Origin of the sequence: Jiangella anatolica (assembly GCF_003236295.1) — a bacterium.
Taxonomy (GTDB): Bacteria; Actinomycetota; Actinomycetes; order Jiangellales; family Jiangellaceae; genus Jiangella; species Jiangella anatolica.
The window spans coordinates 1-24,661 of sequence record NZ_POTW01000066.1; the positions used below are offsets into that span (position 1 = coordinate 1).

The 24,661-nt window shown below is 73.3% G+C and carries 24 protein-coding genes; 8 read left to right on the forward strand and 16 right to left on the reverse strand.

Annotated features, from left to right (window positions below):
• Positions 1 to 101 precede the first annotated feature (101 nt).
• Genes C1I92_RS22545 through C1I92_RS22560 form a run of 4 tightly spaced genes read left to right on the forward strand, consistent with a single transcriptional unit; the run spans position 102 to position 2,923 of the window.
• The gene (locus tag C1I92_RS22545) at positions 102 to 836 is read left to right on the forward strand and encodes a PspA/IM30 family protein (RefSeq protein WP_111256904.1); all 735 of its coding nucleotides are present in this window, start codon (positions 102 to 104) and stop codon (positions 834 to 836) included.
• Positions 837 to 889: 53 nt separating this feature from the next.
• A complete protein-coding gene (locus tag C1I92_RS22550; RefSeq protein WP_111256905.1) occupies positions 890 to 1,720 on the forward strand; it encodes a DNA/RNA non-specific endonuclease in 831 nt (276 codons plus the stop codon).
• Complete coding sequence (locus tag C1I92_RS22555) at positions 1,717 to 2,199, forward strand: hypothetical protein (RefSeq protein WP_111256906.1); 483 nt, start codon at positions 1,717 to 1,719, stop codon at positions 2,197 to 2,199. The genes C1I92_RS22550 and C1I92_RS22555 overlap by 4 nt, the downstream gene beginning before the upstream one ends.
• A complete protein-coding gene (locus C1I92_RS22560; RefSeq protein WP_111256907.1) occupies positions 2,174 to 2,923 on the forward strand; it encodes a GTP pyrophosphokinase in 750 nt (249 codons plus the stop codon). The genes C1I92_RS22555 and C1I92_RS22560 overlap by 26 nt, the downstream gene beginning before the upstream one ends.
• A gap of 1 nt (position 2,924) precedes the next feature.
• Here the strand turns inward: C1I92_RS22560 and C1I92_RS22565 are convergent, their stop codons facing one another.
• The 3 genes from C1I92_RS22565 to C1I92_RS22575 form a co-directional block, all read right to left on the reverse strand.
• Entirely contained in the window at positions 2,925 to 3,950 is a 1,026-nt protein-coding gene (locus tag C1I92_RS22565) for a lactonase family protein (protein ID WP_111256908.1), read from the reverse strand.
• Positions 3,951 to 4,021: 71 nt separating this feature from the next.
• A complete protein-coding gene (locus C1I92_RS22570; RefSeq protein ID WP_111256909.1) occupies positions 4,022 to 6,058 on the reverse strand; it encodes an NHL repeat-containing protein in 2,037 nt (678 codons plus the stop codon).
• Positions 6,059 to 6,155: 97 nt separating this feature from the next.
• Entirely contained in the window at positions 6,156 to 7,307 is a 1,152-nt protein-coding gene (locus tag C1I92_RS22575; RefSeq protein WP_111256910.1) for a helix-turn-helix transcriptional regulator, read from the reverse strand.
• Between the two features lie 227 nt (positions 7,308 to 7,534).
• Between C1I92_RS22575 and C1I92_RS22580 the strand changes: the two genes are divergently transcribed.
• The 4 genes from C1I92_RS22580 to C1I92_RS22595 all read left to right on the forward strand — a co-directional run bounded on the left by C1I92_RS22580 (position 7,535) and on the right by C1I92_RS22595 (position 11,360).
• Complete coding sequence (locus C1I92_RS22580; protein ID WP_158564238.1) at positions 7,535 to 8,182, forward strand: GntR family transcriptional regulator; 648 nt, start codon at positions 7,535 to 7,537, stop codon at positions 8,180 to 8,182.
• Positions 8,183 to 8,316: 134 nt separating this feature from the next.
• A complete protein-coding gene (locus tag C1I92_RS22585) occupies positions 8,317 to 9,384 on the forward strand; it encodes a helix-turn-helix domain-containing protein (protein ID WP_199521491.1) in 1,068 nt (355 codons plus the stop codon).
• A complete protein-coding gene (locus tag C1I92_RS22590; protein WP_111256912.1) occupies positions 9,381 to 9,884 on the forward strand; it encodes a PIN domain-containing protein in 504 nt (167 codons plus the stop codon). The genes C1I92_RS22585 and C1I92_RS22590 overlap by 4 nt, the downstream gene beginning before the upstream one ends.
• Before the next feature lie 162 nt (positions 9,885 to 10,046).
• The gene (locus C1I92_RS22595; RefSeq protein WP_233507175.1) at positions 10,047 to 11,360 is read left to right on the forward strand and encodes a malate synthase; all 1,314 of its coding nucleotides are present in this window, start codon (positions 10,047 to 10,049) and stop codon (positions 11,358 to 11,360) included.
• Here the strand turns inward: C1I92_RS22595 and C1I92_RS22600 are convergent.
• The 13 genes from C1I92_RS22600 to C1I92_RS22660 all read right to left on the reverse strand — a co-directional run bounded on the left by C1I92_RS22600 (position 11,342) and on the right by C1I92_RS22660 (position 24,622).
• The gene (locus C1I92_RS22600) at positions 11,342 to 11,614 is read right to left on the reverse strand and encodes a DUF1876 domain-containing protein (RefSeq protein ID WP_111256938.1); all 273 of its coding nucleotides are present in this window, start codon (positions 11,612 to 11,614) and stop codon (positions 11,342 to 11,344) included. The genes C1I92_RS22595 and C1I92_RS22600 overlap by 19 nt on opposite strands.
• Positions 11,615 to 11,855: 241 nt before the next feature.
• On the reverse strand, positions 11,856 to 12,680 hold the full coding sequence (locus tag C1I92_RS22605) for a bifunctional allantoicase/(S)-ureidoglycine aminohydrolase (RefSeq protein ID WP_111256914.1): 825 nt from the start codon (positions 12,678 to 12,680) through the stop codon (positions 11,856 to 11,858).
• Positions 12,677 to 14,002: an allantoinase AllB gene (gene allB, locus C1I92_RS22610; RefSeq protein WP_111256915.1), complete on the reverse strand. Its 1,326-nt coding sequence runs from the start codon at positions 14,000 to 14,002 to the stop codon at positions 12,677 to 12,679. Before allB ends, C1I92_RS22605 begins: the two co-directional genes overlap by 4 nt.
• Complete coding sequence (gene uraH, locus C1I92_RS22615) at positions 13,992 to 14,300, reverse strand: hydroxyisourate hydrolase (RefSeq protein ID WP_111256916.1); 309 nt, start codon at positions 14,298 to 14,300, stop codon at positions 13,992 to 13,994. Before uraH ends, allB begins: the two co-directional genes overlap by 11 nt.
• Positions 14,297 to 14,728: a 2-oxo-4-hydroxy-4-carboxy-5-ureidoimidazoline decarboxylase gene (uraD, locus tag C1I92_RS22620; RefSeq protein ID WP_233507176.1), complete on the reverse strand. Its 432-nt coding sequence runs from the start codon at positions 14,726 to 14,728 to the stop codon at positions 14,297 to 14,299. The genes uraH and uraD overlap by 4 nt, the downstream gene beginning before the upstream one ends.
• A gap of 8 nt (positions 14,729 to 14,736) precedes the next feature.
• Positions 14,737 to 15,624, reverse strand: a complete 888-nt coding sequence (pucL, locus tag C1I92_RS22625; RefSeq protein ID WP_111256918.1) for a factor-independent urate hydroxylase — start codon at positions 15,622 to 15,624, stop codon at positions 14,737 to 14,739.
• Between the two features lie 9 nt (positions 15,625 to 15,633).
• Positions 15,634 to 16,848, reverse strand: a complete 1,215-nt coding sequence (locus tag C1I92_RS22630; RefSeq protein ID WP_111256919.1) for a DUF6986 family protein — start codon at positions 16,846 to 16,848, stop codon at positions 15,634 to 15,636.
• On the reverse strand, positions 16,835 to 17,656 hold the full coding sequence (gene xdhC / locus C1I92_RS22635) for a xanthine dehydrogenase accessory protein XdhC (RefSeq protein WP_111256920.1): 822 nt from the start codon (positions 17,654 to 17,656) through the stop codon (positions 16,835 to 16,837). The genes C1I92_RS22630 and xdhC overlap by 14 nt, the downstream gene beginning before the upstream one ends.
• Positions 17,653 to 19,932, reverse strand: coding sequence for a xanthine dehydrogenase molybdopterin binding subunit (xdhB, locus tag C1I92_RS22640; RefSeq protein WP_233507177.1), 2,280 nt, complete (start codon positions 19,930 to 19,932; stop codon positions 17,653 to 17,655). Before xdhB ends, xdhC begins: the two co-directional genes overlap by 4 nt.
• Positions 19,929 to 21,338: a xanthine dehydrogenase small subunit gene (locus C1I92_RS22645; protein WP_111256921.1), complete on the reverse strand. Its 1,410-nt coding sequence runs from the start codon at positions 21,336 to 21,338 to the stop codon at positions 19,929 to 19,931. The genes xdhB and C1I92_RS22645 overlap by 4 nt, the downstream gene beginning before the upstream one ends.
• A 181-nt stretch (positions 21,339 to 21,519) precedes the next feature.
• Positions 21,520 to 22,809 (reverse strand): guanine deaminase, encoded by a 1,290-nt coding sequence (locus C1I92_RS22650; protein WP_111256922.1) that lies wholly within the window; start codon positions 22,807 to 22,809, stop codon positions 21,520 to 21,522.
• 121 nt (positions 22,810 to 22,930) lie between these two features.
• Positions 22,931 to 23,245, reverse strand: coding sequence for a hypothetical protein (locus tag C1I92_RS22655; protein WP_146605246.1), 315 nt, complete (start codon positions 23,243 to 23,245; stop codon positions 22,931 to 22,933).
• A gap of 69 nt (positions 23,246 to 23,314) precedes the next feature.
• Positions 23,315 to 24,622, reverse strand: coding sequence for an MFS transporter (locus C1I92_RS22660; RefSeq protein ID WP_111256924.1), 1,308 nt, complete (start codon positions 24,620 to 24,622; stop codon positions 23,315 to 23,317).
• Positions 24,623 to 24,661: the final 39 nt, after the last annotated feature.

Consider the following 24,661-nt stretch of genomic DNA (forward strand, 5'->3'; position numbering starts at 1 on the left):
CACCCGGGGTCGCCGGGGAGGCGGTGGACGGTTCTGATCCTGAGCTCTCACCTTTCATCCGATCGCGGCTCCGCGGGGGGCCAAGGAACGAAGGACACACCATGGCAGAGAAGCAATCGATCCTCGGACGCATCTCCCAGCTGGCCAAGGCCAACATCAACTCGCTGCTCGACCGCGCGGAGGACCCCGAGCTGATGCTGGACCAGATGGTCCGCGACTACACCGACAACATCGCCGAGGCCGAGCGGGCCGTCGCGCAGACCATCGGCAACCTGCGGCTGGCCGAGCAGGACCACGCCGAGGACGTCCGCGCCGCCGCCGAGTGGGGCAACAAGGCGCTCGCCGCGTCGCAGCGGGCCGACCAGCTCCGCGCCGCCGGCAACACCGTCGACGCCGACAAGTTCGACAACCTCGCCAAGGTCGCGATCGGCAAGCAGCTGGGCTTCGAGTCCGAGGCCCGCACCGCCGAGCCGATGATCGCCTCGCAGCGCGAGGTCGTCGAGAAGCTCAAGGCCGGCCTGACCGGCATGAAGACCAAGCTGGACGACCTGAGGAACAAGCGCGACGAGCTGGTCGCGCGGGCCAAGAGCGCGCAGGCGCAGGCGCAGGTGCAGGACGCCGTGAAGTCCATCGACATCTTCGACCCGACCAGCGAGGTGTCCCGGTTCGAGGACAAGGTGCGCCGCCAGGAGGCGCAGGTCGCCGGCGCCGCCGAGGTGGCCGCGTCGTCGATCGACATGCAGTTCGAGGAGCTGGAGGACGCCTCGGCCTCGATCGAGATCGAGGCGCGGCTGGCCGAGCTCAAGGGCGGCGCCCAGCCGGCCATCGGCGGCTGAGCCGGGCTCGTCGCTCTATCGTGGCCACCAGCGAGCAGAGAGCGGGTGGTCACGTGGGCGACCGGCCCATCCGGGACAGCGCCGAGGCACTGCGGCAGGTCCGCGACGACGACCTGCCGCGCGAGCTCGACGGCGTGCTCGAGGTGATGCGCGGCAACGCCGAGCAGGTCCGCCGGCTCGTGGAGCAGGCGGCGGGCGGCGGCCCGGCCACCCGGGCCGTCGCCGACGCCGTCGACGCCGCTGCCGGCGAGTTGCTGGCCGGCGTCAGCGGCCTCGGCGACGAGGTCGCCGCGGCGCTGTCCGGCGTGGCGGACGAGCTGACCGAGCTGGTCCGGCCGGTCGGCGCCGCCGCGACGGCGTCCGCGCCGCCCGCGCCCGCCGCACCGGCCCGGGCGCTCCCCGTCATCCACATCTCCGGCACCGACCGCAAGGACGCGAAGATCCGGGCCAAGCCGCCGCCGGACCACGTCATCGTCGTCGACGAGAGCATGGTCTACACGACCGACGGCGCCGGCTGGGTGGTCAGCGTCGACGCGGCGCTCACCGCGCGGCCGCCGGGCAAGCGGAAGAAGTACGCGCAGCGCACCGTCGAGGGCAAGCTGCCCGGCGACGACGCGGGCCACCTGATCGCCTCGATGCTCGGCGGCATCGGCGACAAGATCAACCTGACGCCGATGGAGGCCGACCTCAACCGGCGCCGGTTCGCCAAGCTGGAACGGCGCTGGAAGCGCGCGATCGACGAGGGCAAACCCGTCAGCGTCAAGATCGTGCTGTACTACACCGACGGCACCCACCGGCCCGGCGTCATCACGGTGACGCACACGATCGACGGCGTCACGAAGACGGTGAAGTTCCCGAACCCGCTCCCAGGAGACCCGCCATGAGCATCCCCGACCAGGCCACGCTGGACGCCGTCGGCTGGGCCATGATCGACGCCGCCGGCGACGACTGGCGGCGCCTCACCCTCGACGTCACCGCGGCCGGCGCGGAGATCGAGGCCGGGCTGGCGATCGAGCGGACCGGCGGCGACGTCGACACCGGCACCGAGCTGGGCCTGGACCTGCTCGACGCCGTCGAGGACCTCCGCACGTCGATGGCCCGCCCCGGGCTGGGCGCCTGGTACCTCGCCACGATCACCGTCACCGCCGACCGCCGCGTGCAGGGCTCGTTCGACTTCGAGAACCCGCCGTGGGGCGGCATCCACGACGGCACCCCTGAAAGCGGCGACGCCGATCCCGAGGACCTGCTCGAGGACCACCGCATGTTCCCCCGCGACGACGCCCACCTGCCCGCCTGGCACCCGGCCCGCGCGAACGGCTCGCATACGATCGAGAGCGATGAGCGAGATCGACGACGTTCCTGAGCTACTGGCCGAGTTCCGGCAACTGCGCGACGAGTTCTCGCGGTTCATGCTCTCGTACAAGTTCGGCATGGACGAGATCACCACGAAGGTGCGCATCCTGCAGGAGGAGTTCCGCACCGTCCACGTCTACAACCCGATCGAGCACGTGTCGGCCCGGTTGAAGACGCCGGAGAGCGTGCTGGAGAAGGCCCGGCGCAAGGGCTGCGAGCCGACGTTCGAGGCGATCCGCGGGCAGATCACCGACATCGCCGGCGTCCGCGTGACCTGCTCGTTCGTCTCCGACGCCTACCGCGTCTTCGACCTGCTCACCGGACAGCGCGACATCGAGGTCGTGACGGTGAAGGACTACATCGGCGACCCGAAGCCCAACGGGTACCGCAGCCTGCACGCGATCGTCGAGGTGCCGGTGTTCCTCTCCGACGGCCCGACGCCGGTGCCGGTCGAGGTGCAGTTCCGCACCATCGCGATGGACTTCTGGGCCAGCCTCGAGCACAAGATCTACTACAAGTACGACAAGCACGTGCCCGACGAACTGCTGGCCAGCCTGCACGAGGCGGCCATGACGGCGGCCAAGCTCGACGAGGACATGGAGCGGCTGCACCGCGAGGTGCACGGCGAGGACCGCGAGCAGCCGGCGTTCGAGCCGGCCGCGGGCAGCCTGGAGCTGTCCGAGCGCGTGGTGACGCAGCTGTTCCAGCAGCGCGCCGCCGCCCGCGACCGCTGACTCACACCGCCAGGATGCAGGCCGGACTCGGCACGGCGACCGAGGCGCCCACCCGCTCGGGCACGCCGGTCGACGGGTCGAGGGCGAACGTCGTCAGGTCGCCGGAGCGCTGGTTGACGGCGTAGAGGTGCCGTCCGGCGACGACGAGGTCCCACGGATAGTCGCCGCCGATCCCGGTGCTGGCCCGCCGTACCGGCGCGCCGGACGAGACGTCGAACGTGTCCAGCGTGTTCGGGCCGCGGTTGGCGACGTAGCAGAACCGGCCGTCGAGGCTCGCCCGGATGGCCGACGGGTAGCAGCGGGCCGGTCCGCCGGTGTCGCCGGTCGGCACGGTGGTGACCACTCGCGGCGGCGACGCGGCGAGGTCGACGACGGTCAGCGTGGAGGCCAGCTCCCCCGCGACGTACGCACGGTCGCCGAGCACGACGAGGTGACGGGGCCCGGTCCCCGGCGGCAGCGCGATCCGGTCGAGCTCGGCGAGCCGGCCGGACCCCTCGTCGAGGCGGTACCGGTGGATCGTGTCCGTGCCCAGGTCGACGGCGAGGACGTCGCCGCGGACCGGGTCGATCGTGACCATGTGCACGTGCGCGGCGGCCTGGCGGCCAGGGTCGGGGCCGGAGCCGGTGTGCGCGATGACGTGGCTGGCCGCTGCCGGCGCCCCGGCGGCGTCGACGGGGTGCACGGCCACGGTGCCGTCGCGGTAGCCCGCGGCCAGCACGAACGGCGCCGACGGATGGACGGCCAGGTGACAGGCCCGGCCGCCCCCGGCCGGCACCGAGCCCAGCGGCTCCAGTTCGTCGCCGGCCACCCGCCACGCGCTCAGCGTCTCGGCCGGGTCGTACGCCGCCGCGTAGACGACGTCGCCGCCCGGCCGCGCCGCCAGGTACGTCGTGTTCACCGCCGCCGGCGCGGTCCGGCCGACGAGCGTGACGTGCGGCCCGTTCAGGTTCACCACGGCGATGCCGGACACCGGCCGGCTCGGGTCGTCCATCACGGTGCCGCCGACGTACGCGCGGGTGGGGCTCACAGTGCGTCCTCCTCGAATTGCAGGCGCCCTCGCGCCCGCCGCGGACGCGAGGGCGCCTGCCCAGTGTGGTGCTAGGGCGTCCAGCGCATGACCTCGGACCAGTTGCCCCAGTAGACACGGCCCGCGTCGTCGAAGGCGATGGTCCGGTAGAACGTGCCGCCGACGTCGGTGAGCGCGGTCACCGTGTCCGTCGCCGCGTCGATGCGGAACAGGGCGCCCGCGGTGAGGCCGTACACGACGCCGTCCGGGCCGGTCGCCAGCGCGGTGGCGGTGCCGAGCGGGAAGTCGCCCAGCGACGTCACCGTCCGGGTGTCCGGGTCGAACCGGAACCACCTGCCGTTGTCCGTGACGCCGTAGACCGTCCCGTCGGCCGCCGTGGCCAGCGAGAAGATGAACTTCGCTCCGGGCGTCGGCACGAACCGTTCGGTGACCTGGTTGGTCGCCTCGTCGATGACCATCAGCTCCACCTCGCCGGTCGCCTGGACGCCGTCGCCGTGGGTGGTGCTGCCCAGGTAGATCTCGCCGGCGCCGGCGGCGAGGGAGAACATGTTCTGGTCACCGGCCAGGTACCGCCACGACTGGACCGCGTGGGTCTCGTCGTCGATGCGGGTCAGCGCACCGCCCAGGGCGCCGTAGATCGCACCGGAGGCGACGAAGATGTCGCCGGACGAGCCCCGGATCGTGTCCCACGGCCGGTACTGCTGGTCGCCGACGGGTCCGAGGCTGAGCGGGTTGTCGGTCTCCCCCACGCCCGGATGCCAGGGCTTCGAGGGGTCGTACACCGTGACGATGTTGTGGGTATACGACGACATGTACAGCTCGTCGTCGGTGCTGGCCATCGAGAGGATCTCGCCGGACGCGCCGACGGCGACCGGGCCGAGCACCGTCGTCTGCGCGGTGCCGGGGTCGATCCGGAACAGCGCGTTGGTCTCGTAGGTGCCGCCGTAGACGTTGCCGTCCGGCCCGGTGCGCAGCGCCCACACGTTCGTCCCCGAGCCCGGGAAGTAGCGCTGCTCGGTGATCAGCTCGCCGGTCGCCGGGTTGAAACGGCCGAACAGCCCGGCCGAGCCGATGCTCACCAGCCAGGACTCACCGTCGATCTCGACCTCGGAGATCGTCCCGGAGACCCACGACGCGTCGGTGAGCCGGGTGCACTCCTCGGTCTCGACGTTGTACTCGACCACCCCGTAGGCCTGGCCGGTGCACGCGCCGAGCGCGTAGGCACGATCGTCGTCGATCGGCGTGATGGTGTAGCCGGACAGCTGCGGGACCTCGCCGGCGAACGTCGCGCCCGAGCCGGTCAGCTCGAAGCGGAGCGTCCGCGAGTCGCCGCCCACCAGCTGGACGAGCAGGTCGTCGCCGACCCTGGTCGCGTTGTAGGCGAACGCGTAGTCCTCGTAGGCCGCGGGCAGGATGTTCGTCTTCGCTCCGGTGCGGACGTTGACGATGTTCGCCGCGGCCGGGGTGCCGCCGCCGACGAACACATGCAGCGAGTCCAGCGGCACGATCGCCTTGGCGTAGTTCCGCCCCTCCTGCACGACGCCGACGTCGCGCAGCCGCCCGGACGGCTGGTGGTACTCGTACAGCTTCCCCGACGGGTAGGTGCCCAGGTAGAGCTTGCTCCGCTCGCCCTGCTTGACGCCGAAGAAGAACGTGTGGCCGATGTCAGTCTCGGGCGAGGTCTTGACGATGCCGATCTGCTCCTTCTTCGGGTCGTAGGCCCACAGGTGCGCCAGCCCGTCACCGCTCTGCGTCGTCAGGTACACCTTGCCGTCGGTGCCGATCTCGGTGTGGTAGCCGCCCCAGGAGCCGGTCATCGGCAGCTGCTTGACGACGTCGCCGGTCTCTATGTCGATGGCGAAGAACGTCACGCCGGGAGAGCTGGCCGCGTAGGTGCTGCCGTAGAGCATCGGCCGGCCGTCCTTGTCGACCCCCTGGACGCTGTCCAGGATCAGGAAGCTGCTGATCGGCGTGCCGAGATTCTCGACCGTGCCCGGCAGCTGGCTCTCGGCGCCGGCGACCATCGTGCCCGGCGCCACGGCCAGCAGCGATGCCAGGACCAGGCCGCTGACGGCACGACCGGATCGACGGCGGAACGGCAGTCTCATGGGACCTCCTCGACGGGGTGGATGCCCGGACGCTAGTGCCGGCGGCCACCCTCCGATGCCCCCGTCCGTGCTGTCGATGACCCCTGACTTGTCCACCTCACCGCGGCCCGTACCGCTGGCGGTACTCGGTCGGGGTGACGCTGAAGGTTCGTTTGAAGACGTCGCGGAACCGCTTCGGCGAGTAGTAGCCGACCCGGCACGAGACCGCCTCGATCGGCAGCTCGGTCGAGGACAGCAGCTGCCGGGCATGGCCCATCCGCACCGAGGTGCGGTACTGCAGGAACGTGGTGCCGAGCTCGCGCTGGAACAGATGGGAGATGTAGTGCGGGCTCAGGTACACCGCCTCGGCGACGGTGGCCAGCCGCAGGTCCTCGGCGTAGTGCGCCTTGATGTGCTCCTCGACGACGCTCAGCACCTGGCGGCCGGGCGACGGCGCCGCGCGTTCGGCGACGATCCGGGTGAACAGCCGGCGCAGCCACAGCAGCAGGTAGGACCGCTCGTGGATCACGAACATGTCCAGCAGCTCGTCCAGCGCGAGCCGGCCGAACGACTCGATCCAGTCGGCCGAGCCGTCGGGCAGCCGGCGCCGGCCGCTGACGTCCATGGCGTAGAGCAGCTCGGCGCCGATCCAGTGCCGCAGCAGGCCCGGTGTCACGCCGTCGACGACGCTCATCCGGTCGATCCACGCCGCCAGCGCCGCGACCGCGCCGTCGGCGTCGCCCCGGCGGACGCACCGGCCGAGGTCGTCCTCCACCCGCTCCGGCGGCTGCCGGGACGGGTCGGCGACCGGCAGCTGGTCGTGCCGCCGCACCCGGTCGCCGCCGTCCACCAGCTTCGCGTCGATGGCGCGTGCCGCCTCGGCCATCGCCTGCTCCAGCCGGCCCGGTCCGGCATGCGCGCCGCTGACGCCGACGGCGGTGGTCAGGTCGGTCCGCTGCCCGATCAGCCGGTGCCACCGCCGGGCGAGGGCGACGCCGGCACGGTGCACCGCGGCCGGGTCGTCACCGCCGATCGCGACCAGCCACGAGTCCGGCGGGACGAACCAGCGCCGGGCGTCGGCGCGGCCGTCCACCAGCGACGCGACGATCTCCTCGGCCCGGGCGAGCTGGCGCCGGGCCCAGTCCTCGCCGTGCGAGCGGCGGCCGGCCTCGAAGTCGTCGAGGTCGCACAGCACCACCGTCACCGCCGGTGCCGGGAGGTCGTCGACGGCCGGCATCGAGTGGCCGAGGACGGTACCGGGTCGCGACATCACGGCTCCCTGCGTCGATGGGACAGGTCGGAGAGCGGATTCAGGCCTCGATCGAGCAACAGCGGCACCACAGAACGGCCGCGGCGGCCGGTACGCTGGGAGGTCGTAATATATCAGGACGCCGAAGGGCTCCGGCCCGGCTCGTGGCGAGACCGCAGGATCGCCGCCGCACCGGACAAGAGTCCGCCTTGACCCGGCTAGGACGACACTTTCGGGGAGACCGTTCGATGGCCCTGCTGCGCGACCGCGCGTACGAGACGATCCTCCATGACATCATCTCCGGCGCGCTCGGCCCGGGCGACCGGATCTCCGAGCGGGCGATCGCGACCCGGCTGGCCATCAGCACGATGCCGGTCAAGGACGCGCTGCGGCGGCTGGAGAACGAGGGCTTCGTCACCGCGGTCCCCCGGCAGGGCGTGTTCGTCAGCGACACCGCCATCACGTCGGTCCAGGACGTCGTCGTCACCCGGGCGGCGCTGGAGGGACTGGCCGCGCGGCTGACGGCGGCGCGGTGGGCGGCCGGGCACGTCACCGGCGTCGAGCGCAGTGCCTACACCGACGTCGTCCGGACCATGACGCAGCTCGCCGACACCGGCGACCTCGACCGCGTCGTCGAGGCCAACTCGCGGTTCCACGTGACGGTGCGCCGGCTGTCCGCGAACCGTCCGATCATCCAGTTCGTCGGCGTCCTGCTCGGCGTCGACGCCGCGATGCGCCGCCACGTCCTCTCCGATCGGTCCGAGTTCGCCCTCGGCCTGCGCGAGCACCTGGGCGTGCACGAGGCGATCGTCGCGGGCGACGAGGACCTGGCCGAGCAGCGGATGCGCTCGCACATCCTGCGCTCGGCGCACGACTCGGCGTCCCGGGCGAGCTGAGCGGCCGGTCGACGACTCGTCCCGAGCGGTTACCGAGAGCTCCACGCGTGCAGATCCCTTCCGGGATCGTTGCCACGCCGGCAGCAGTGTGCGATATTCGCACTATGGCGGGCAGTGTGGAGAGGTGGGACCAGGTGGGCCGTCGCGTGCGCGAGGCTCGGATCGCGGCTGGACTCAGTCAGAGCCAACTTGCGAGTCTGTTGCGTATCGACCGTTCCGCGCTCGTGCGGGTGGAGAGCGGACAGCGCCAGGTATCGGCGCTGGAACTCTTTCGGTTGTCGGACCACCTCGGAGTACCGGCAGGTCATTTCGTCTCCGCACCGATTCCAGCGATCGTGTCCCAGCGCATGGACCTCGACGAAGCCGCTCAGCCGGCGGCACGCGACCGGTTTCGGCTGGACGCGGCGCTCGAGGCCCACGCACGCGACGCGGAGTTCCTCCGAACCGGCGGATTCCTCCCGGACGGTCTCGCGCTCCCTTCCGGACCGGTGGCGAGCGTTGCCGATGCACGAGCTCTGGCTTTGTCGGCGCGAGCCGCCATCGCCCTCGACGACAAGCCCGTGCAAGGCATGGCATCGACGGCCGAATACTTCGGTCTCTACCTTCTGGTCGCGGCCCTGCCAGGTGAAGGGGCGTCCCTGCGCCTGGACGACCAGTTCGGTGTCGCGATCGTCGGCGGTACCGCGCCAGCGGGCCGGCGCCGCTTCACCGCCGCACATGAGCTTGGCCATCACCTGCTGGGGGATGAGTACCAGTCGGACATCGGGGTGGCGGCCAGTCGCGACGAGCGCGAATGCTTGATCGACGCGTTCGCCGCGGCCTTCCTTCTACCGGAGACCGCCGTCACCGCTCGGTGGCCCCTGCTCCAGGGTTCCGAGCGCGAGAAGCTGGTTCAGCTCGCCGCCGAGTTCCGAGTCTCATGGGGCGCCGCGGTAAAGGCGGTCAAGCGGGCGGGGCTGGTCGACGCCCAACGCGCGGGCACCTTGAACGCCCAGACTCCGCAGCGAGGCGATTTCCTGGCGATCTTCGGAACGGAGCCGGTGGAAGACCTGCGCACGGGCGAGACCGGCGCGGCCTGGCGGCGAGCAGTGCTGGCCGCCTATCAGGACGGGACGGTAACCCCAGCGCGGGCCATCGAACTGCTGCACGGCGCGCTCGAGGAGACAGATCTGCCCGACCGCGAGGACGATGCCGCACCATGACGATCCTGATCTGGGACACGTCGCCCGTCCTGCACGCCGGCCGCATTGATCGCCTGGACGTCCTCGGCGACATCGCATCCGGCTGGCAGAACCTGACGACCGCCGCGGTCGTGGAAGAGCTCGAGGCTGCGGGCGTCGCGTTGCCCAGCTGGCTGGAGGTCGTCCATGTCGACGGACTGGCAGAGCTCGTGGCGCTGGGCGAGTGGCTCCAACGGGTCGCTGCCGGCGACCGGAACCGCGGCGAGGCCACCGTCCTGGCATGGGCGCAGGTCCACGGCGCCCTCCCGATCATCGACGACAAGGACGCCCGTGCCGCCGCCCAGCGCGGCGGCCTCGACGCGCATGGCCTGCTCTGGGTCGTCGCCGAAGCCGTCCGGAGCGGCAGGATCACCAGCGTCGCCTCAAGCGGGTTCGTCGATGCGATGCTGGCTTCGGGCGCCAGATACCCACTCGAGCCCGGCGGCTTCGTCGATTGGGCCAAGGCGAACTCGCTGCTCTGACGTGGCCGAGGCCGAGCTGGGCCCGCCAGCGCGCATGTCTTCACGGTTGGTGAAGAACGGCAGATCTTCACGTCATCGGGCGCTTGCCCAGCCATCCGTCCCGGCCCACGGTTGATGTGTCAGCAGTCTTCACGTCTGCGTGGGCCAGCGGAGGAGAGCATCGTGACCACCACCATCCAGACCCGTCCGCCGCTTCCGGCGCCGCCGTCGGCGCCGGCCACCTCGCCGGTCCGGGTGACCGGGCCGGCCGTTCCCGGCGCCGACGAGATCCTGACGCCGGCCGCGCTGCGCTTCCTCGCCGACCTGCACCGCCGGTTCGCCGGACGGCGAGCCGAGCTGCTCGCGGCCCGGCAGGAGCGCCGGCAGCGGATCGCCGACGGCGAGAACCCGGACTTCCTGCCGGAGACGAAGGCCATCCGCGACGACCCGGAGTGGCGTGTGCCGCCGCTGCCGGCCGGGCTGCTGGACCCCGGCGCCGACGTCGGGCGGGCCGACTTCGAGGACACGGCCACACCGCACCTCGTGAACGTCGTCACCGGGCAGCTGGACCTGCGCGCGACACACCGGCCCGCGATCGTCCGGCCGCGCGGCTGGCACCTCACCGAGAAGCACCTGCGCGTCGACGACCAGCCGATGGCCGCGGCGCTGGTCGACGCCGGCCTGTACGTGTTCCACCACGCAGGCGCCGGGCCGTGGTTCCGGCTGCCGAAGCTGGAGAGCCACCAGGAGGCGCGCCTCTGGCACGACGTCTTCGCCCACGCCGAGGACGTGCTGGGGCTGGAGCGCGGCACGATCCGCGCCACCGTCATCGTCGAGACGATCACCGCCGCGTTCGAGGCGGAGGAGATCCTCTACGAGCTGGGCGAGCACGCCGCGGGGCTGGAAGCGGACGAGTCGGACTACCTGTTCAGCATCGTCAAGACGTTCCGCAGCCGCGGCCGGCGCTTCGTCCTGCCGGACCGGTCGGCCGTCACGGCGGACGTCCCGTTCCTGCGCGCCTACACCGAGCTACTCGCCTACACCGAACGCAGGCGCGTCGACGGCGACGGCGCCGGCCGGCGCCCCGTCACGGCCGCCGACCTGCTCGACGTCGCGGCCACTCCCGGCATGGTCACCGAGGACGGGCTGCGCGGCAGCGTCGCGGTCGCCATCGGCTACCTCGAGGCGTGGCTCGGCGGACGGGGCACGGTCACGGCCGGCGGTCTCGTCGCGGACACGGCTGCCGCGGAGCTCGCCCGATCGCAGATCTGGCAGTGGATCGAGACCGAGACGCCCCTGGACGACGGCCGCCTCATCACGCCGCGGCTGGTCCGCTACCTCGTCGAGGAGGAGGTGGAGCGGCTCCTCGCCGAGGCCGGCGAGGATGCCGAGCGAGGCGGCCGGGTCGAGACCGCGCGGCGGCTGTTCGAGGAGGCCGCCCTGGAGCCGGCCTACCCGACGTTCCTCACCATCGCCGCCTACGCCCGCCACGTCTGAGGCCGGCGGTTCGTCACCTCGATGTCGCCGGCGGCGACGTCGAGCAGCTGGTGTGCGAGGTCGGACAGGGCGCGTGCCACGGCCAGCTCGTCGCCGATGCGCGGGACCTCGGGGTCGTCCGGGTTGCGCCGCGCCCGGCCGACACCGGCCAGGGCCGGTCGTCCCGGCGCCTGCAGCCGGGCCTCGGCGTGAGTCGTCCGGTCGTCCTGGTGCTCGTCGATGATGAGCTCGACGGTCCAGTGTGCTGCCTGCATCATCACGACTCCTCTTTCCGCGCGGTCGCTCTCCTTCCCGCCTACCCGCGGCCGGCCCGGCCAAACGGCGTCCGGGTGTGGGCGACGGGCCGGCGGGTACGGGCACAGGGTCGGGAGGTGAGATCACCATGACGACACAGACGCAGCGGACGTTCATCTGGGTCGCCGTGGTCGCCGCCGTCATCGCCCTCTTCGTGCTCGCGATGCTGGTCGGCGGCGACGGAGGCGGTGGCGGAGGCGGCTACTGATCGCCTCGAAGCGCGACGTGGCGGTTGACGTCCTTGTAGAGGAGGTAGCGGAACGGCCCGGGCCCGCCGGCGTAGCAGGCCTGCGGGCAGAACGCGCGCAGCCACATGAAGTCGCCGGCCTCGACCTCGACCCAGTCCTCGTTGAGGAGGTAGACGGCCTTGCCCTGCAGGACGTAGAGGCCGTGCTCCATCACGTGCGTCTCCGGGAACGGGATCGACGCGCCGGGCCTGAAGTTCACGATGTTGACGTGCAGGTCGTGCCGCAGGTCCGCGACGTCCACGAACCGGGTCGTCGACCAGGCGCCGCCGGTCCCGGGCATGTCGACGGGTGTGACGTCCTGCTCGCGGGTGACGAACGCGGGTGGCACGTCGAGCCCGTCGACCCGCTGGTAGGCCTTGCGGATCCAGTGGAACGTCGCGCTCGCCCCGCTCTCGTTGACGAGCGACCAGACAACGCCAGGGGGAACGAACGCGTAGGAGCCCGGCGCCAGCGCATACGAGGCGTCGTCGAGGGTGAGGCTGAGCGACCCGTCCACCACGAACAGCACACCCTCCGCCGCCGGGTCGGGCTCGGGCCGGCGTGAGCCGCCGCCCGCGGAGACCTCCACGACGTACTGGCTGAACGTCTCGGCGAACCCCGACAGCGGCCGGGCCAGCACCCAGAGGCGGGTGTGCGCCCAGCCGGGCAGGTAGGACACGGTGATGTCGCTGAGCGTGCGGGCCGGGATGACGGCGTAGGCCTGAGTGAAGCGCGCGCGATCGGTGGTGAGCGCGGTCTGCGGCGGCAACCCGCCGCGCGGCACGTAGTAGTCGTTCATCGCTCGCCCCTTCGCAGCAGCTTCCCGGCCGGCGCTCCGCCGACGGGCCGTCCGCGCAGCCACGTCTCGCGCACCACTCCCGCCAGCCGGCGACCGGCGTAGGGCGAGACCGGGTTCCGGTGCAGCAGCGCGGCGACGTCGACGACGAACTCCTCGTCCGGCGCGAACCGGACCAGGTCCGCGTCGGCGCCGGCCGCGATCCGGCCCTTGTGCCGCAGCCCGACAAGATCCGCCGGAGCCGTCGCCATCCACCGCACGACGTCGGCCAGTGCGAGGCCCCGCGCCCGGGCGCCCGTCCACACCGCGGGCAGCCCGAGCTGGACCGACGCGATGCCGCCCCACGCGCTCGCGAAGTCGCCCTCCTTGAGGTCCGCGGTGCACGGCGAGTGGTCGGAGACGACGAGGTCGACGTCGCCGGCGGCCAGCGCGGCCCAGAGCGCCTCCCGGTTGGCCGCGCCGCGGATGGGCGGGCAGCACTTGAGCTCGGTGGCGCCGTCGGCGATGTGCTCGGCGTCGAAGGTCAGGTAGTGCGGGCAGGTCTCGACGCTGACGTCGACGCCGGCCGCGCGGGCGTCACGCAGCGCCGGCACGGCCCCGGCGGTGCTGAGGTGGACGATGTGCGCGCGGCCACCCGTCGCCCGGGCCTGTGCGACGACCAGCTCGATGGCGGCCTGCTCGGCCTTGTCGGGGCGGGACGCGAGGAAGCCGGCGTAGTGGACGCCGTCCAGCGCGGCCTCGTCCAGCAGCCGGCCGTCCTCGGCGTGGACGATCATCAGCGCGCCCAGCCCGGCGCACTCCCGCATCGCCGACGCGAACTCGTCGGGCTCGAGGTGGCCGAACTCGTCGACGCCGGAGTCGAGCAGGAAGCACTTGAAGCCGAACACCCCGGCCCGGTGCAGCGGCTCCAGGTCGGCCCCGTTGCCCGGCACGGCGCCGCCCCAGAAGCCGACGTCCACCCAGACCTGGCCGTCGGCCGTCCGCCGCTTGACCTCCAGCGCGGCGACGGTCGTGGTCGGCGGGACGGAGTTCAGCGGCATGTCGACGATCGTGGTGACGCCGCCCGCGGCGGCCGCCCGCGTCGCCGTGTCGAACCCCTCCCATTCGGCCCGGCCCGGGTCGTTGACGTGCACGTGCGTGTCGACGAGGCCGGGCAGCAGCACCTCGTCGTCGGCGAGGGTGACGGTGCGCGCGGCCGGCGGCGGGTCGTCGTACGCCGTGACGACGGCGATCCGCCCGCCCGCGACGCCCACGGCGGCCGGCGCCTCGGCGCCGTCGACGACGGCCCGCCGGGCGCGGACGACGAGGTCGAGGTCAGCTGCCACGGTAGGTCGTGTAGCCGTAGGGGCTGAGCAGCAGCGGCACGTGGTAGTGCTGGCCGGCGTCGGCGTCGGCGACGGCGAAGACGACGACCACCTCCGGGTAGAAGGCGCCCGCCGTGTCGAAACGGAGCACGTAGTCGCCGGCGTCCAGCGGGTCCGGGCCGAGCGCGGCGATCCGGCCGTCGGCGTCCGTCACGCCCTCGCCGAGCCGGTCGCCGGACCTGGTCTCCAGGACGACCCGGATGCCCGCCGCCGGCCGCCCGGCGGCGGTGTCGAGAACGTGCGTGGACAGGGTGCTCACAGCGTCGCCTCCAGGCGCAGCAGCGCGATCTCGCGCAGGTTCGACACGGTCTCGGCCCGCTCGGTGCGGTCGTCGTTGTGCAGCCGCCGGTCCAGCTCGGCGAGGATCTCGTCGGCGTCCCGGCCGGCCGCGCGGATCAGGAACACCCGGCCGAACCGCTCCTCGTACACAGCATTGCCGGCCGCCAGCCGTCCGGCGGCGTCGACGACGCCGGACTGCTCGCGCCGGGACTGCGCGCCGCCGCGCTCGCCGATCCGCGGATGGCCCGCCAGCGCCTGCTCGAGCTCCTCGTCGGTGAGCTCGCGGGCGGCGGCGTCGGCGGCCCGCAGCAGCGCGTCGCGGCCGGCGTACGGCTGGCCGGCCAGCACGTCGTCGGCCCAGCGCGGCACGGACAGGCAGGCCAGCAGCGTCTCCCGCGTCGTCGTCACGCCGGACATCAGCAGAACCCCGGCACGGCCAGCCAGGCCTCGTCGGCGGGTGGGACGTCGTCGCGCGTCACCTGCGCCTCGATCAGCCCGTACGGCCGGTCGGCGGCGACGAACACCTCGCCCTCGTTGCTGAGCCCGTCGATCTGGAAGCCGCTGAAGTCGACGAGGAAGTGGTGCAGATTGGGCGCGGAGAACCGGATCTCGGCGATTCCCGGCTGCGCGTCGAGCACGGCGCAGCCCATCGCGTAGAGCGTCTCCTGCAGCGCCCGCGAGTAGGTGCCGGCGAACGTCTCCAGCAGCGTCGCCCTCACCGCCTCGTGGGACGCGTTCCAGTCGATGCCGTCGGTGTCGGTGTGCCGCCACCGCGCCACCAGCGACGTGGCGAGGACCCGGTCGTCGGCCTCGGCCAGCGTCGTGAACTCGTCCTTCAGGAAGCCCTTGAACTCGGAGTCGGTCGTGTTGAGCAGCGCGAGGTCGCAGATGCCCGACAGCACGTGGGTGGCCTCGCGCCCGACCGTCACCACGGCCGTGCGGACGCTTCCGCCGCGGCGGACGAAGGAGTGGTCGCCGATGCGGTCCCAGCCGTACTCCTCGACCCGCACCTGCGCCGCCTCGGCGGCCGGGCACGCGTCGAGCAGCCGCGACCCCAGCGCGAGCGCGTAGTCCTCGACGGAGCCGACGCCGTGCAGCTTGGCGTAGGCGAACGCGGTGTTCTTCTGTGTGTCCGTCGGCAGCACCGCGGCCTGGTCGCCGGTGGTGTGCGCCGCCTCGAAGTCGCCGCGCAGCGACGTCGACACGTTCAGGTCGTGCAGCTCGTGCCGCTGGGTGTCGCGGACGATCCGGACGACGCGGGACTCCGCCTTGCCGTACCGGTTGGCTCCCAGTCTGTGCGCCATCGGCTGCTCCTAGGGGTTGGCCAGCGAGTGAAGGAGGCCGAGGTCGGCGACCTCGGCCTCGTCGACGGCGCCGCAGTCGACGGCGCGCAGCAGGAACGCCGCCAGCGCCCGCGCCGTCGCCGGCTCGTCGGCGATGCCGGTCATGGTGTCGCGCGTGTAGTCCGCCAGCCGGGCGTTCGCGCGGGCCAGCCCGTCCCGGTAGAACGCGTAGGTCGCGGCGTACCGCGTCGGCAGCTGCCCCGGGTGCAGGTCCCAGCCCTGGTAGAAGCCGCGTTCGAGCGACCGGCGGACGAGGCGGTGGTGGTTGGCCCAGGCCGCCTCGACGTCGTCGGCGCCGCCGACGGGGAGGACGTTGGTGGAGCCGTCGGACAGCCGGACGCCGGTGCCGGCCGCGGCCGCCTGCATCACCAGCTTCGCGTGGTCGGCGACCGGATGCTCCAGCGACTGCTGCCCGGCGGCGATCCCGCAGTAGGCCGAGTAGTCGTAGGTGCCGTAGTGCAGCCCCGTCAGCCGGCGCCCGGCGGCCTGGACCATCCGCGCGACCAGCGCGGTCCCGTCCGGCCCGAGGATCGACTGCGGCGTCTCGATCTGCACCTCGAACCGCAGCGCGCCCCGGTCCAGGCCGAGCCCGGTCTCGAGCACGTGGCAGGCATGGGCCATGGCCTCGACCTGGTCGACGCTGGTCACCTTCGGCAGCGTCACGACCCAGCGGTCCAGGCCGGCGCCGGCGGCGGCCAGCGTGGCGACGTAGGACGTCAGGGTCCGGACGCCGCGGGCCCGGGTCGACGCCTCCAGGCTCTTGATCCGGATGCCGCCGAACGGCGCCGCCGCGCCCTTCTCCCTGCTCTCCACCAGCGCCTCGGCGGAGCGGACGACGTCGGCGTCCTCGTCGGCGTCGGAGCGGCCGGTGTACCCGTCCTCGAAGTCGACCCGGAGGTCCTCGACGGGTTCGGCGGCGAGCTTGGCCCGTACCCGCGCCACGAGGCCGGGGTCGCGCACGAGCGCCGCGAACCGGTCCGCGTGCTCGTCCAGCAGGTCCAGCGCGGCGGCGCCGTAGGCCGGGACCAGCCCGGCGGTGTGGCGGTCGGCGGGGACGTAGACCGTGTGGACGGGCTGCCGCCCCGGCCGCTCCCCCGGGTACGCCCTGGCCAGCGCCGCGTCCGCCGCCGCCAGCCGGGCGTCCAGCTGGCCGAGCAGTGACGCCGCGAGCTCATCCGACGACATGGGTCCGCTCCCGTTCGATCGCGGCCAGCAGGGCGGCGGCCGCCGACACGGCGATGGCGGCCGGGTCCTTGCTGCTCGAGAGGCCGGCCAGCCCGATCGGCGTCTCCACCCGGTCGACGACGTCGGCCGGCAGCGACTCCTGCAGCCGCGACCGGAACCGCGCCCACTTCGCCGACGAGCCGATCAGCCCGATGCCGCCGAGGTGGTCGCAGCGCAGAGCGGCGTCGACGATCGCGTAGTCCTCGGCGTGGTCGTGCGTCAGCACCAGCACCCGGGCGCCGGCCGGCAGGTCGGCCAGGACCAGCTCGGGGATCACCGGGATGTGGTGGACGTGCACCGCCGCGACCGCGTCGTGCAGCGGAGCGAGCGCGTCGTCGGAGAGCGTCTCCTCGCGCGAGTCCACCAGGTGCAACTCGAGGTCGTGCCGGGCCAGGACCCGGGCCAGCTCCAGGCCGACGTGGCCCAGCCCGAAGATCGCGACGGCCGGAACCACCGCCAGCGGCTCCAGCAGCACCGTCACCTCGCCACCGCAGCACTGGACGCCGTGCTCGCCCGGCGCCTTGTCCGACAGGCTCATCGTGTAGGTCTCGGGCCGGTCGCGTCCGGCGGCCAGCAGCGCGCGGGCGCGCGTGACGGCGTCGGCCTCCAGGTTGCCGCCGCCGATCGACGCCCAGGTCGACGACGCCGAGACGACCATCTTCGCGCCGGCCTCGCGCGGCGCGTGTCCGCGCACGTCGGTGACGGTCACGAGCACCCCGGGCTCGCGCGCCGCCCGCAGCGCGGCCACCCCGGCGAACCACGTCGTCATGACGCACCCCGGGCGGCGGTGAGCGCCCAGTAGACCGCCTCGGGCGTGGCCGGCGACGCCAGCTCGACCGAGTGCCCGGCCGGGCCGAACGCCGCGCACGCGTCGCGCAGCGCCTCGCGCACGCTCAGCGCCAGCATCAGCGGCGGCTCGCCCACGGCCTTGGACCCGTAGACGACGCCGTCCTCGTGCGCCCCGGCCAGCAGGGCGACGTTGAACTGCTCGGGCAGCTCCGACAGCGACGGCAGCTTGTAGGTCGACGCCGCCTGGGTGGCGAGGCGCCCCCGGCTCGGCCCGTCGGACTCGTCCCAGCGCAGGTCCTCCAACGTCAGCCAGCCGGCGCCCTGCACGAAGCCGCCCTCGATCTGCCCGACGTCGACCAGCGGCGACAGGCTGTCGCCGACGTCGTGGACGATGTCGACCCGCCGCGTCGTGTACGCGCCGGTGAACCCGTCGACCTCGACCTCGGTCACCGCGGCGCCGTAGGCGAAGTACTTGAACGGATGGCCGGTCATCGTGGCGGCGTCCCAGTTCAGCCCCTCGGTCCTGTAGAAGCCGGCGGCCCAGAGCTGGACCCGCCCGCGGTACGCCGCCGCGACGAGCTCCTCCCACGACGCGTCGGGCACCAGCTCGCGGATCGGCGTCAGCCGGGCGAGGATCTGCTCGCAGGCGTTCTTGACGGCGCCGCCGTTCAGGTCCGCGCTCGCGGACGCCGCCGTCGCCGACGTGTTCGGCACCTTGTCCGTGCGCGTCGGCGCCAGCCGGACCCGCTCCAGCGGCACACCCAGCGCCGTCGCCGCCACCTGGAGCATCTTCGTGTGCAGGCCCTGGCCCATCTCGGTGCCGCCGTGGCTGATCAGCACCGACCCGTCCTTGTAGACGTGGACCAGCGCGCCGCCCTGGTTGAACGCGGTGAGGTTGAACGAGATGCCGAACTTCACCGGCGTGATGGCGATGCCGCGCTTGCGGTGCGGTTGCGTCGCGTTCCAGTCGTCGATCTCCGCGCGCCTGGCCTCCATCGACGACGAGGCGATGACCTGCTCCCAGGCCGCCACCATCCGCCCCGGATGCCGGACCGGCTGGCCGTACGGCGTGGCCTGCCCGTCGGCGTAGAAGTTGCGGCGACGCAGCTCGGCCGGGTCGATGCCCAGCGCCGGCGCGCACCGTCCGATGACGTCCTCGATCACCAGCATCCCCTGCGGCCCGCCGAAGCCGCGGAACGCCGTCTGCGACGTCTTGTGCGTCCGCGCGATGCGGCCGTGCACGGTGATGTCGGGGATCCAGTACGCGTTGTCGATGTGGCACAGCGCCCGCGACAGCACCGGCTCGGACAGGTCGAGGCTCCAGCCGCCGTCGGACGTGAGCGTCGCCTCCAGCGCGGTGAACCGCCCGTCGGCGTCGAACCCGGCCGTCCACGTCGCGTGGAAGCCGTGCCGCTTGCCGGTCATCGTGATGTCCTGGGCCCGGGTCAGCCGGACCCGCACCGGCCGGCCGGTCAGCGTCGCGCCCAGCGCCGCCACGGCGGCGAGCCCGTGCGGCTGCATCTCCTTGCCGCCGAAGCCGCCGCCCATGCGCAGGCACTGGACGGTGACGGCGTGGTTGGGGACGCCGAGCACGTGCGCGACGATCTCCTGCGTCTCGGACGGGTGCTGGGTGCTGGACTGGACGAAGACCTGGCCGTTCTCGTCGACCAGCGCGAGTGAGCAGTGCGTCTCGAGGTAGAAGTGCTCCTGCCCGGCGAACGACGTCACGCCCTCGAAGACGCGGGCCGCGTGGGCCAGGCCGGCCGGGGAGTCGCCGCGCGCCAGCGTCGGGCGCGCACCCTGGAAGCTCTGCGCCGCGATCGCCTCCTCGACGGTGAGCAGCGCGGGCAGCGGCGCGTACGTCACCTCGACCGCCGCGGCGCCGAGCCGGGCCGCCTCGAGCGACTCGCCGAGCACCCAGCAGATCGCGTGGCCGTGGTACATGACCTCGGACGGGAACAGCGGCTCGTCGTGCTTGACGCCGGCGTCGTTGATCCCGGGCACGTCGGCCGCCGTGAGCACCCGGACGACGCCGGGCACGTCGTGGGCGGCGGCGACGTCGACGCTCGTGATCGTGGCGTGGGCGTGCGGCGCCTGCACCGGGTGGGCGTGCAGGACGCCGCTGGTGCGGCCGACGAGGTCGTCGGTGTAGAGCGCCCGGCCGGTGACGTGCAGGGCGGCGCTCTCGTGCGGCAGCGGCGTCCCGACGACGGCGTCGTCCGGTCGCCGGCTGAGCGGGCTGGCGGTGATCGTCACGGCGCCACCTCCGCGAACAGCTTGCGCAGCGACTGCCCGAGCATCGCCGACCGGTAGGCCGCGCTGGCCCGCTGGTCCGAGATCGGCGTGCCCTCGGCCGCCAGCGTTGCCGCGGCCGCGTCGACGGTCTCGGCGGTCCACGGGCGCCCCTCCAGCGCCGCCTCGGTGGCGAGCGCCCTGATCGGCGTCGCGGCCACGCCGCCGAGCCCGATCCGGGCCCGCCGGACCACCCCGTCGACGACGTCGAGGGCGTAGCCGGCGGCCACCGAGGAGATGTCGTCGAACGCTCGCTTGGCGACCTTGTGGAACGCCGTCAGCCCGCTGACCGGCCGGGGCACGACGACGTCGGTGATCAGCTCGTCCGGCCGGCGCTGCGACGTCCGGTAGCCGGTGAAGAACTCCGACAGCGGCACCGTCCGCGTGCCGTCGGCCGAGGCCAGCACGACGGAGGCGTCCAGCGCGAGCAGCGCCGGCGCCGCGTCGCCGATCGGCGAGCCGGTGCCGAGATTGCCGCCGAGCGTGGCGCAGTTGCGGATCAGCCGCGACGCGAACTGCGCGATCATCTCCGACACCAGCGGGAGCCGGCCCGCCAGCCGCCGGTCGAGCTCCGTCAGCGTCAGCGCCGCGCCGACGCGCACCTCGGTGTCGGTCACGGAGAAGCCGCGCAGCTCCGGCAGCCGGTCCACCGCCACGACCAGCTCGGCGCGGCGGCCGCGCAGGTTCACGTCGACGCCCCAGTCCGTGCTGCCCGCGACGACGACGACCTCCGGCCGCTCCCGGAGCAGGTGCAGGGCTTCGGTCAGGCCGGCGGGCCGGACAAAGCCCCGCAGGTCCGTCGCCACCGCCACGGGCGCGGCGGTCCCGCGTCGCTGCGCCATGACGTCGTCGGGCGCGGGGAGGCCGAGCGCGAAGGCGGCGTCCTTGATCGGGCGGTAGCCGGTGCAGCGGCACAGGTTGCCGCCGATCGCGTGCAGGTCGAAGCCGTTCGCGCCGTGGTAGCGGTCGCCGTCGCCGGCGGGCACGCGGTCGGCCCGGTAGTACTCCGCGCCCATCGAGCAGACGAAGCCGGGCGTGCAGTACCCGCACTGCGAGCCGCCGCGCGTGGCCAGCTCCCGCTGGACCGGGTGCAGCGCGTCCGGCCGGCCGAGGCCCTCCGCGGTGACGACCTCCTGGCCGTCCAGGGCCGCCGCCGGCGCGAGGCAGGAGTTGATCGCCGTCCACTCGGCGGCCGGCGAGCCGTCGGCGGCGGGCCGCACGACCAGCACCGCGCAGGCGCCGCACTCGCCCTCGGCGCAGCCCTCCTTGGCGCCGGTCAGCCCGCAACCGCGCAGGAAGTCGAGGACGTTCGTGTGGGGTGGAACGCCGGTCAGATCACGCGGCTGGCCATTGACGACGATATCGGCCATCCAACACCTCCAAGACGTGTCGCCCCATCGGCCGATGGGGCGTTGCCGGCTGCTGGAGGTTGGCTAGGCGCCGTGGGCGATACGGCCCCGGGTCCACGCGGTCGAGTGCACTCGACGGCGCACGTCGCCAGGAACCGTGGACTTCCGCATCCGTCCACGCTAGCCCGTGCGTCGCGGCCGGTCAACGAACCGTGACAGCGACTGGGTCGCCGTCGATCCACACCCCGGCGACGTCGGCCGCGGCGCCCAGCGTGAACGTCGTCCCCAGCGCGTCCTCCGGCCCGCTCGCGTGCCGCAGCGCCACGTCGTACGTCGAGCCCGGCGCCGGCCGCACCCAGACCGCGTCGAACCGCTGCCCGGCGGACAGGTGGCCCACGTCGGGCAGGTCGAGCGCGGCGGCGCCGGCGGTGGTCGCCAGGTACAGCAGGTGGGCCGGCGAGAGCGGGTACCCGTCCGTGCCGAGCTGCTGCTGGGTGAAGTACGCCTGCAGTCCCTCCTTCAACAGCGAGAAGCCCGACCCCGCCCCGACGTCGGAGCCGAGGGCGACCCGGACGCCGTGATCGACGTGCCGGGCCAGCGGGAACGGCCCGCTCCCCAGCGCGGCGTTGCTGGTCGGGCAGTGCGCGATCGACGCGTCCCGCGCGGCCAGCGTCTCGAGCTCGTCGTCGTCCGGGTGGACGTTGTGCGCCAGCACGGTGCGCCGGCCGACCAGCCCGCGCTGGTCGTAGCTGGCGAGGTAGGTGCTCAGCCCGAACAGCTGCGTCACCTGCTCGATCTCCTCGAGGTTCTCGTTGACGTGCGACGTGACGAACGCGCCCGGGACGTCGTCGAGCACGGCCGCGCAGGCCGCGAGGAGCGCGTCGCTGCAGGACAGCGAGAAGCGGGGCGTCACGGCGTACCGGGCGCGCCCGGCGCCGTGCCAGCGGCGGGCCAGCGCGATGCTCTCGTCGTGGGCCCGCTCGGGCGTGGTGAGCAGGTCCGCCGGCAGGTTGCGGTCGCTGACGACGAGCCCGCTGGTCACCCGCAGCCCCACGGCCGCCACCGCCCCGAACAGCGCGTCGACCGCCGCGGGGAAGTGCGCCCCGAACACCATCGCCGACGTGGTGCCCGCGCCGACGAGGCCGCCGACGAAGTCCGCCGCAACTCCGGCGGCGTAGCCCGGGTCCGCCAGCCGGCCCTCTTCCGGCAGGGCCCGTTGCTCGAGCCAGTCCAGCAGCGGCAGGCCGATCCCGCCGATGACGCGCACCTGCGGGAAGTGCACGTGGGTGTCGACGAACCCCGGCAGCAGCAGTCCCCCGTCCAGCGTGACGACGTCCTCGTCCGGGTGCTCGCGGCGCAGCGCGCCGAACGCCCCGCGCGCCACGATCACCCCGTCGCGCACCACCAGGCCCTCGTCCCCCGACGCCCGCAGCCCACCTCCGTCGAACGGGCTCTCAGGAGTGTCGAGCACCGCCCCGCGGAACATCGTCATGCGTCACCCCCATGCACGCACGACGATAGCCCTCACCTCGGTCCCGCGCGTCCGGCTCGCGCACCTGCCATCCGGACGACGTCGCCCGGGCGCGCGAGGCTGATCCTCTCGTCGACGAAGCTCAGCAGCCGGATCGGCCGGCCGGACCTCGACGCGGCCTCCATCCTGTGATGCCCGTCGAGGAGGAAGTGCGCATGAACCCGCGAGCGCGTCCAGCAGTGAGTAGGCGACCGCGGTCGGCGGCACGCCCTGCCAAGGTGCCCGTTTCCCACGTGGCGACCTGCTTCTTGAGAAAGTAGTCCCGCTCACCGCCCGGGTCGATCGCCGCCGGCCGCAGTTCGAGCAGCAGCACCGTGTACGTCGACTTGGGCAGCACCCGTCCGTAGGCCCGCAGGATCTGCTTCTCGATACGGGTCAGCCCCGCGTTGAGGCTCACGTTCGCCACCTGCAGGTCCGCCGTCCGCCGCCTCCGGCACGCCGAGCTCCACGCCGTGGCGGGCATCGATCAGCACGCGCCAAGTCTGCCCGCTCGTCGCGCCGGACTGGTTGCGCCCGGCCTCGCGATGGCCAGTCCGGCGGCGGCGATCGCGGCGGCGAGGAGCCAGCCGGTGTGGTGGCCGCCGGTTCCGGTGAGGGCGAGCACGACGGCGACGCCGGCAGCGGTGCCGATCTGCGCGCCGGTGTTGATCAGTGCCGACGACATCCCGCGCCGGCGCTCCGGACCCGACGTCCCGAGCGTGGTGGAGCCGACGGCGGAGACGCCGAGGCCGGCGCCGAGCAGTGCGAGGCCGGCGCTGAGTGTCGCCGTCGATGGGACGGCGGCAGTGGCGGCGACCAGGGCCAGCGCGGCGGCCGCGATGGCGGCCAGCCCGGTCGTCATCAGGCGGGCCGGTCGGCCGGACGCGATCCGGGTCGCGATGGCCGATCCGGCGATGACCGCCGCGTTGAAGGAGAGCAGTACCAGTCCGCCGGCCGACGGCGACAGGCCCAGCTCGCGCTGTGCATAGCCCGCCGCGACGACGACGGCCGCGCCGGTCGAGGCGTTGTTCACCAGGGCGACCGCCGCCGCCGAGGTCAGCCGCCGGTCCGACCACGTCTCCGGCGGGCAGATCGGGTCCCGGGCCCTCCGTTCGACCAGCGCGAACGCCACCGCCAGCAGCGCGGCCGCGGCGAGCCCCGCGACGACGGCCGGTCCATTGGCCGACACGGCGAGCACCAGCACGATCAGTGCCGCCGTGACGGTGGCGCCGCCGGCGACGTCCAGCCCGGTGCCGGGTTGCCGCGGGGCCGGGCGCACCGTCGTCGCGACCCCGATCGCCAGCACCACCGCCACCGGCACGTTCACCAGCAGGACCCAGCGCCAGCCGGCCAGGTCGGTCAGCACACCCCCGACCAGGAACCCGCTACCGCCGCCGACCGCACCGACGGCCGTCCACCAGGCGACGGCGCGGGCGTGCCGGTCGCCGGCGTGCGCGACCAGCAGGCTCAGCGCCGTGGGGATCATCGCCGCCGCGCCCGCGCCCTGCACGCAGCGGGCGGCGACCAGCCACGGTGCCGACGGCGCCAGCCCGGCCGCCGCGGATGCCGTCGCGAACACCGCCAGGCCGGCCATCAGCACGCGTCGGTGCCCGAGCCGGTCGCCGAGACGACCGGCGAGGATCAGCAGCCCGCCGAACGCCGCCGCGTACCCGGTCACCACCAGCTCCCCGGATGTGCCCAGGTCGTCCGCGATCGCGGGCAGCGCCGGAACCACGACGGTCACACCGAGCACGTTGACCAGCTCGGCGCCGCACAGGACGACGATCGGGAGCATGCCGGGTTCGTTCCCGACGACGGACGATTTAAACGGTAT

Bases quoted from the DNA above. Each gene is read 5' to 3' on its own strand.
- C1I92_RS22650 (WP_111256922.1), bottom strand. From the start codon at position 22,809: ATGACGATGTTCCGCGGGGCGGTGCTCGACACTCCTGAGAGCCCGTTC.
- pucL (WP_111256918.1), bottom strand. From the start codon at position 15,624: ATGGCGCACAGACTGGGAGCCAACCGGTACGGCAAGGCGGAGTCCCGC.
- C1I92_RS22570 (WP_111256909.1), bottom strand. From the start codon at position 6,058: ATGAGACTGCCGTTCCGCCGTCGATCCGGTCGTGCCGTCAGCGGCCTG.
- xdhC (WP_111256920.1), bottom strand. From the start codon at position 17,656: ATGACGACGTGGTTCGCCGGGGTGGCCGCGCTGCGGGCGGCGCGCGAG.
- C1I92_RS22630 (WP_111256919.1), bottom strand. From the start codon at position 16,848: ATGTCGTCGGATGAGCTCGCGGCGTCACTGCTCGGCCAGCTGGACGCC.
- C1I92_RS22605 (WP_111256914.1), bottom strand. From the start codon at position 12,680: ATGAACGACTACTACGTGCCGCGCGGCGGGTTGCCGCCGCAGACCGCG.
- C1I92_RS22560 (WP_111256907.1), top strand. From the start codon at position 2,174: ATGAGCGAGATCGACGACGTTCCTGAGCTACTGGCCGAGTTCCGGCAA.
- C1I92_RS22545 (WP_111256904.1), top strand. From the start codon at position 102: ATGGCAGAGAAGCAATCGATCCTCGGACGCATCTCCCAGCTGGCCAAG.
- C1I92_RS22600 (WP_111256938.1), bottom strand. From the start codon at position 11,614: ATGCAGGCAGCACACTGGACCGTCGAGCTCATCATCGACGAGCACCAG.
- C1I92_RS22590 (WP_111256912.1), top strand. From the start codon at position 9,381: ATGACGATCCTGATCTGGGACACGTCGCCCGTCCTGCACGCCGGCCGC.
- C1I92_RS22555 (WP_111256906.1), top strand. From the start codon at position 1,717: ATGAGCATCCCCGACCAGGCCACGCTGGACGCCGTCGGCTGGGCCATG.
- C1I92_RS22645 (WP_111256921.1), bottom strand. From the start codon at position 21,338: ATGGCCGATATCGTCGTCAATGGCCAGCCGCGTGATCTGACCGGCGTT.
- C1I92_RS22660 (WP_111256924.1), bottom strand. From the start codon at position 24,622: ATGCTCCCGATCGTCGTCCTGTGCGGCGCCGAGCTGGTCAACGTGCTC.
- C1I92_RS22575 (WP_111256910.1), bottom strand. From the start codon at position 7,307: ATGTCGCGACCCGGTACCGTCCTCGGCCACTCGATGCCGGCCGTCGAC.
- C1I92_RS22580 (WP_158564238.1), top strand. From the start codon at position 7,535: ATGGCCCTGCTGCGCGACCGCGCGTACGAGACGATCCTCCATGACATC.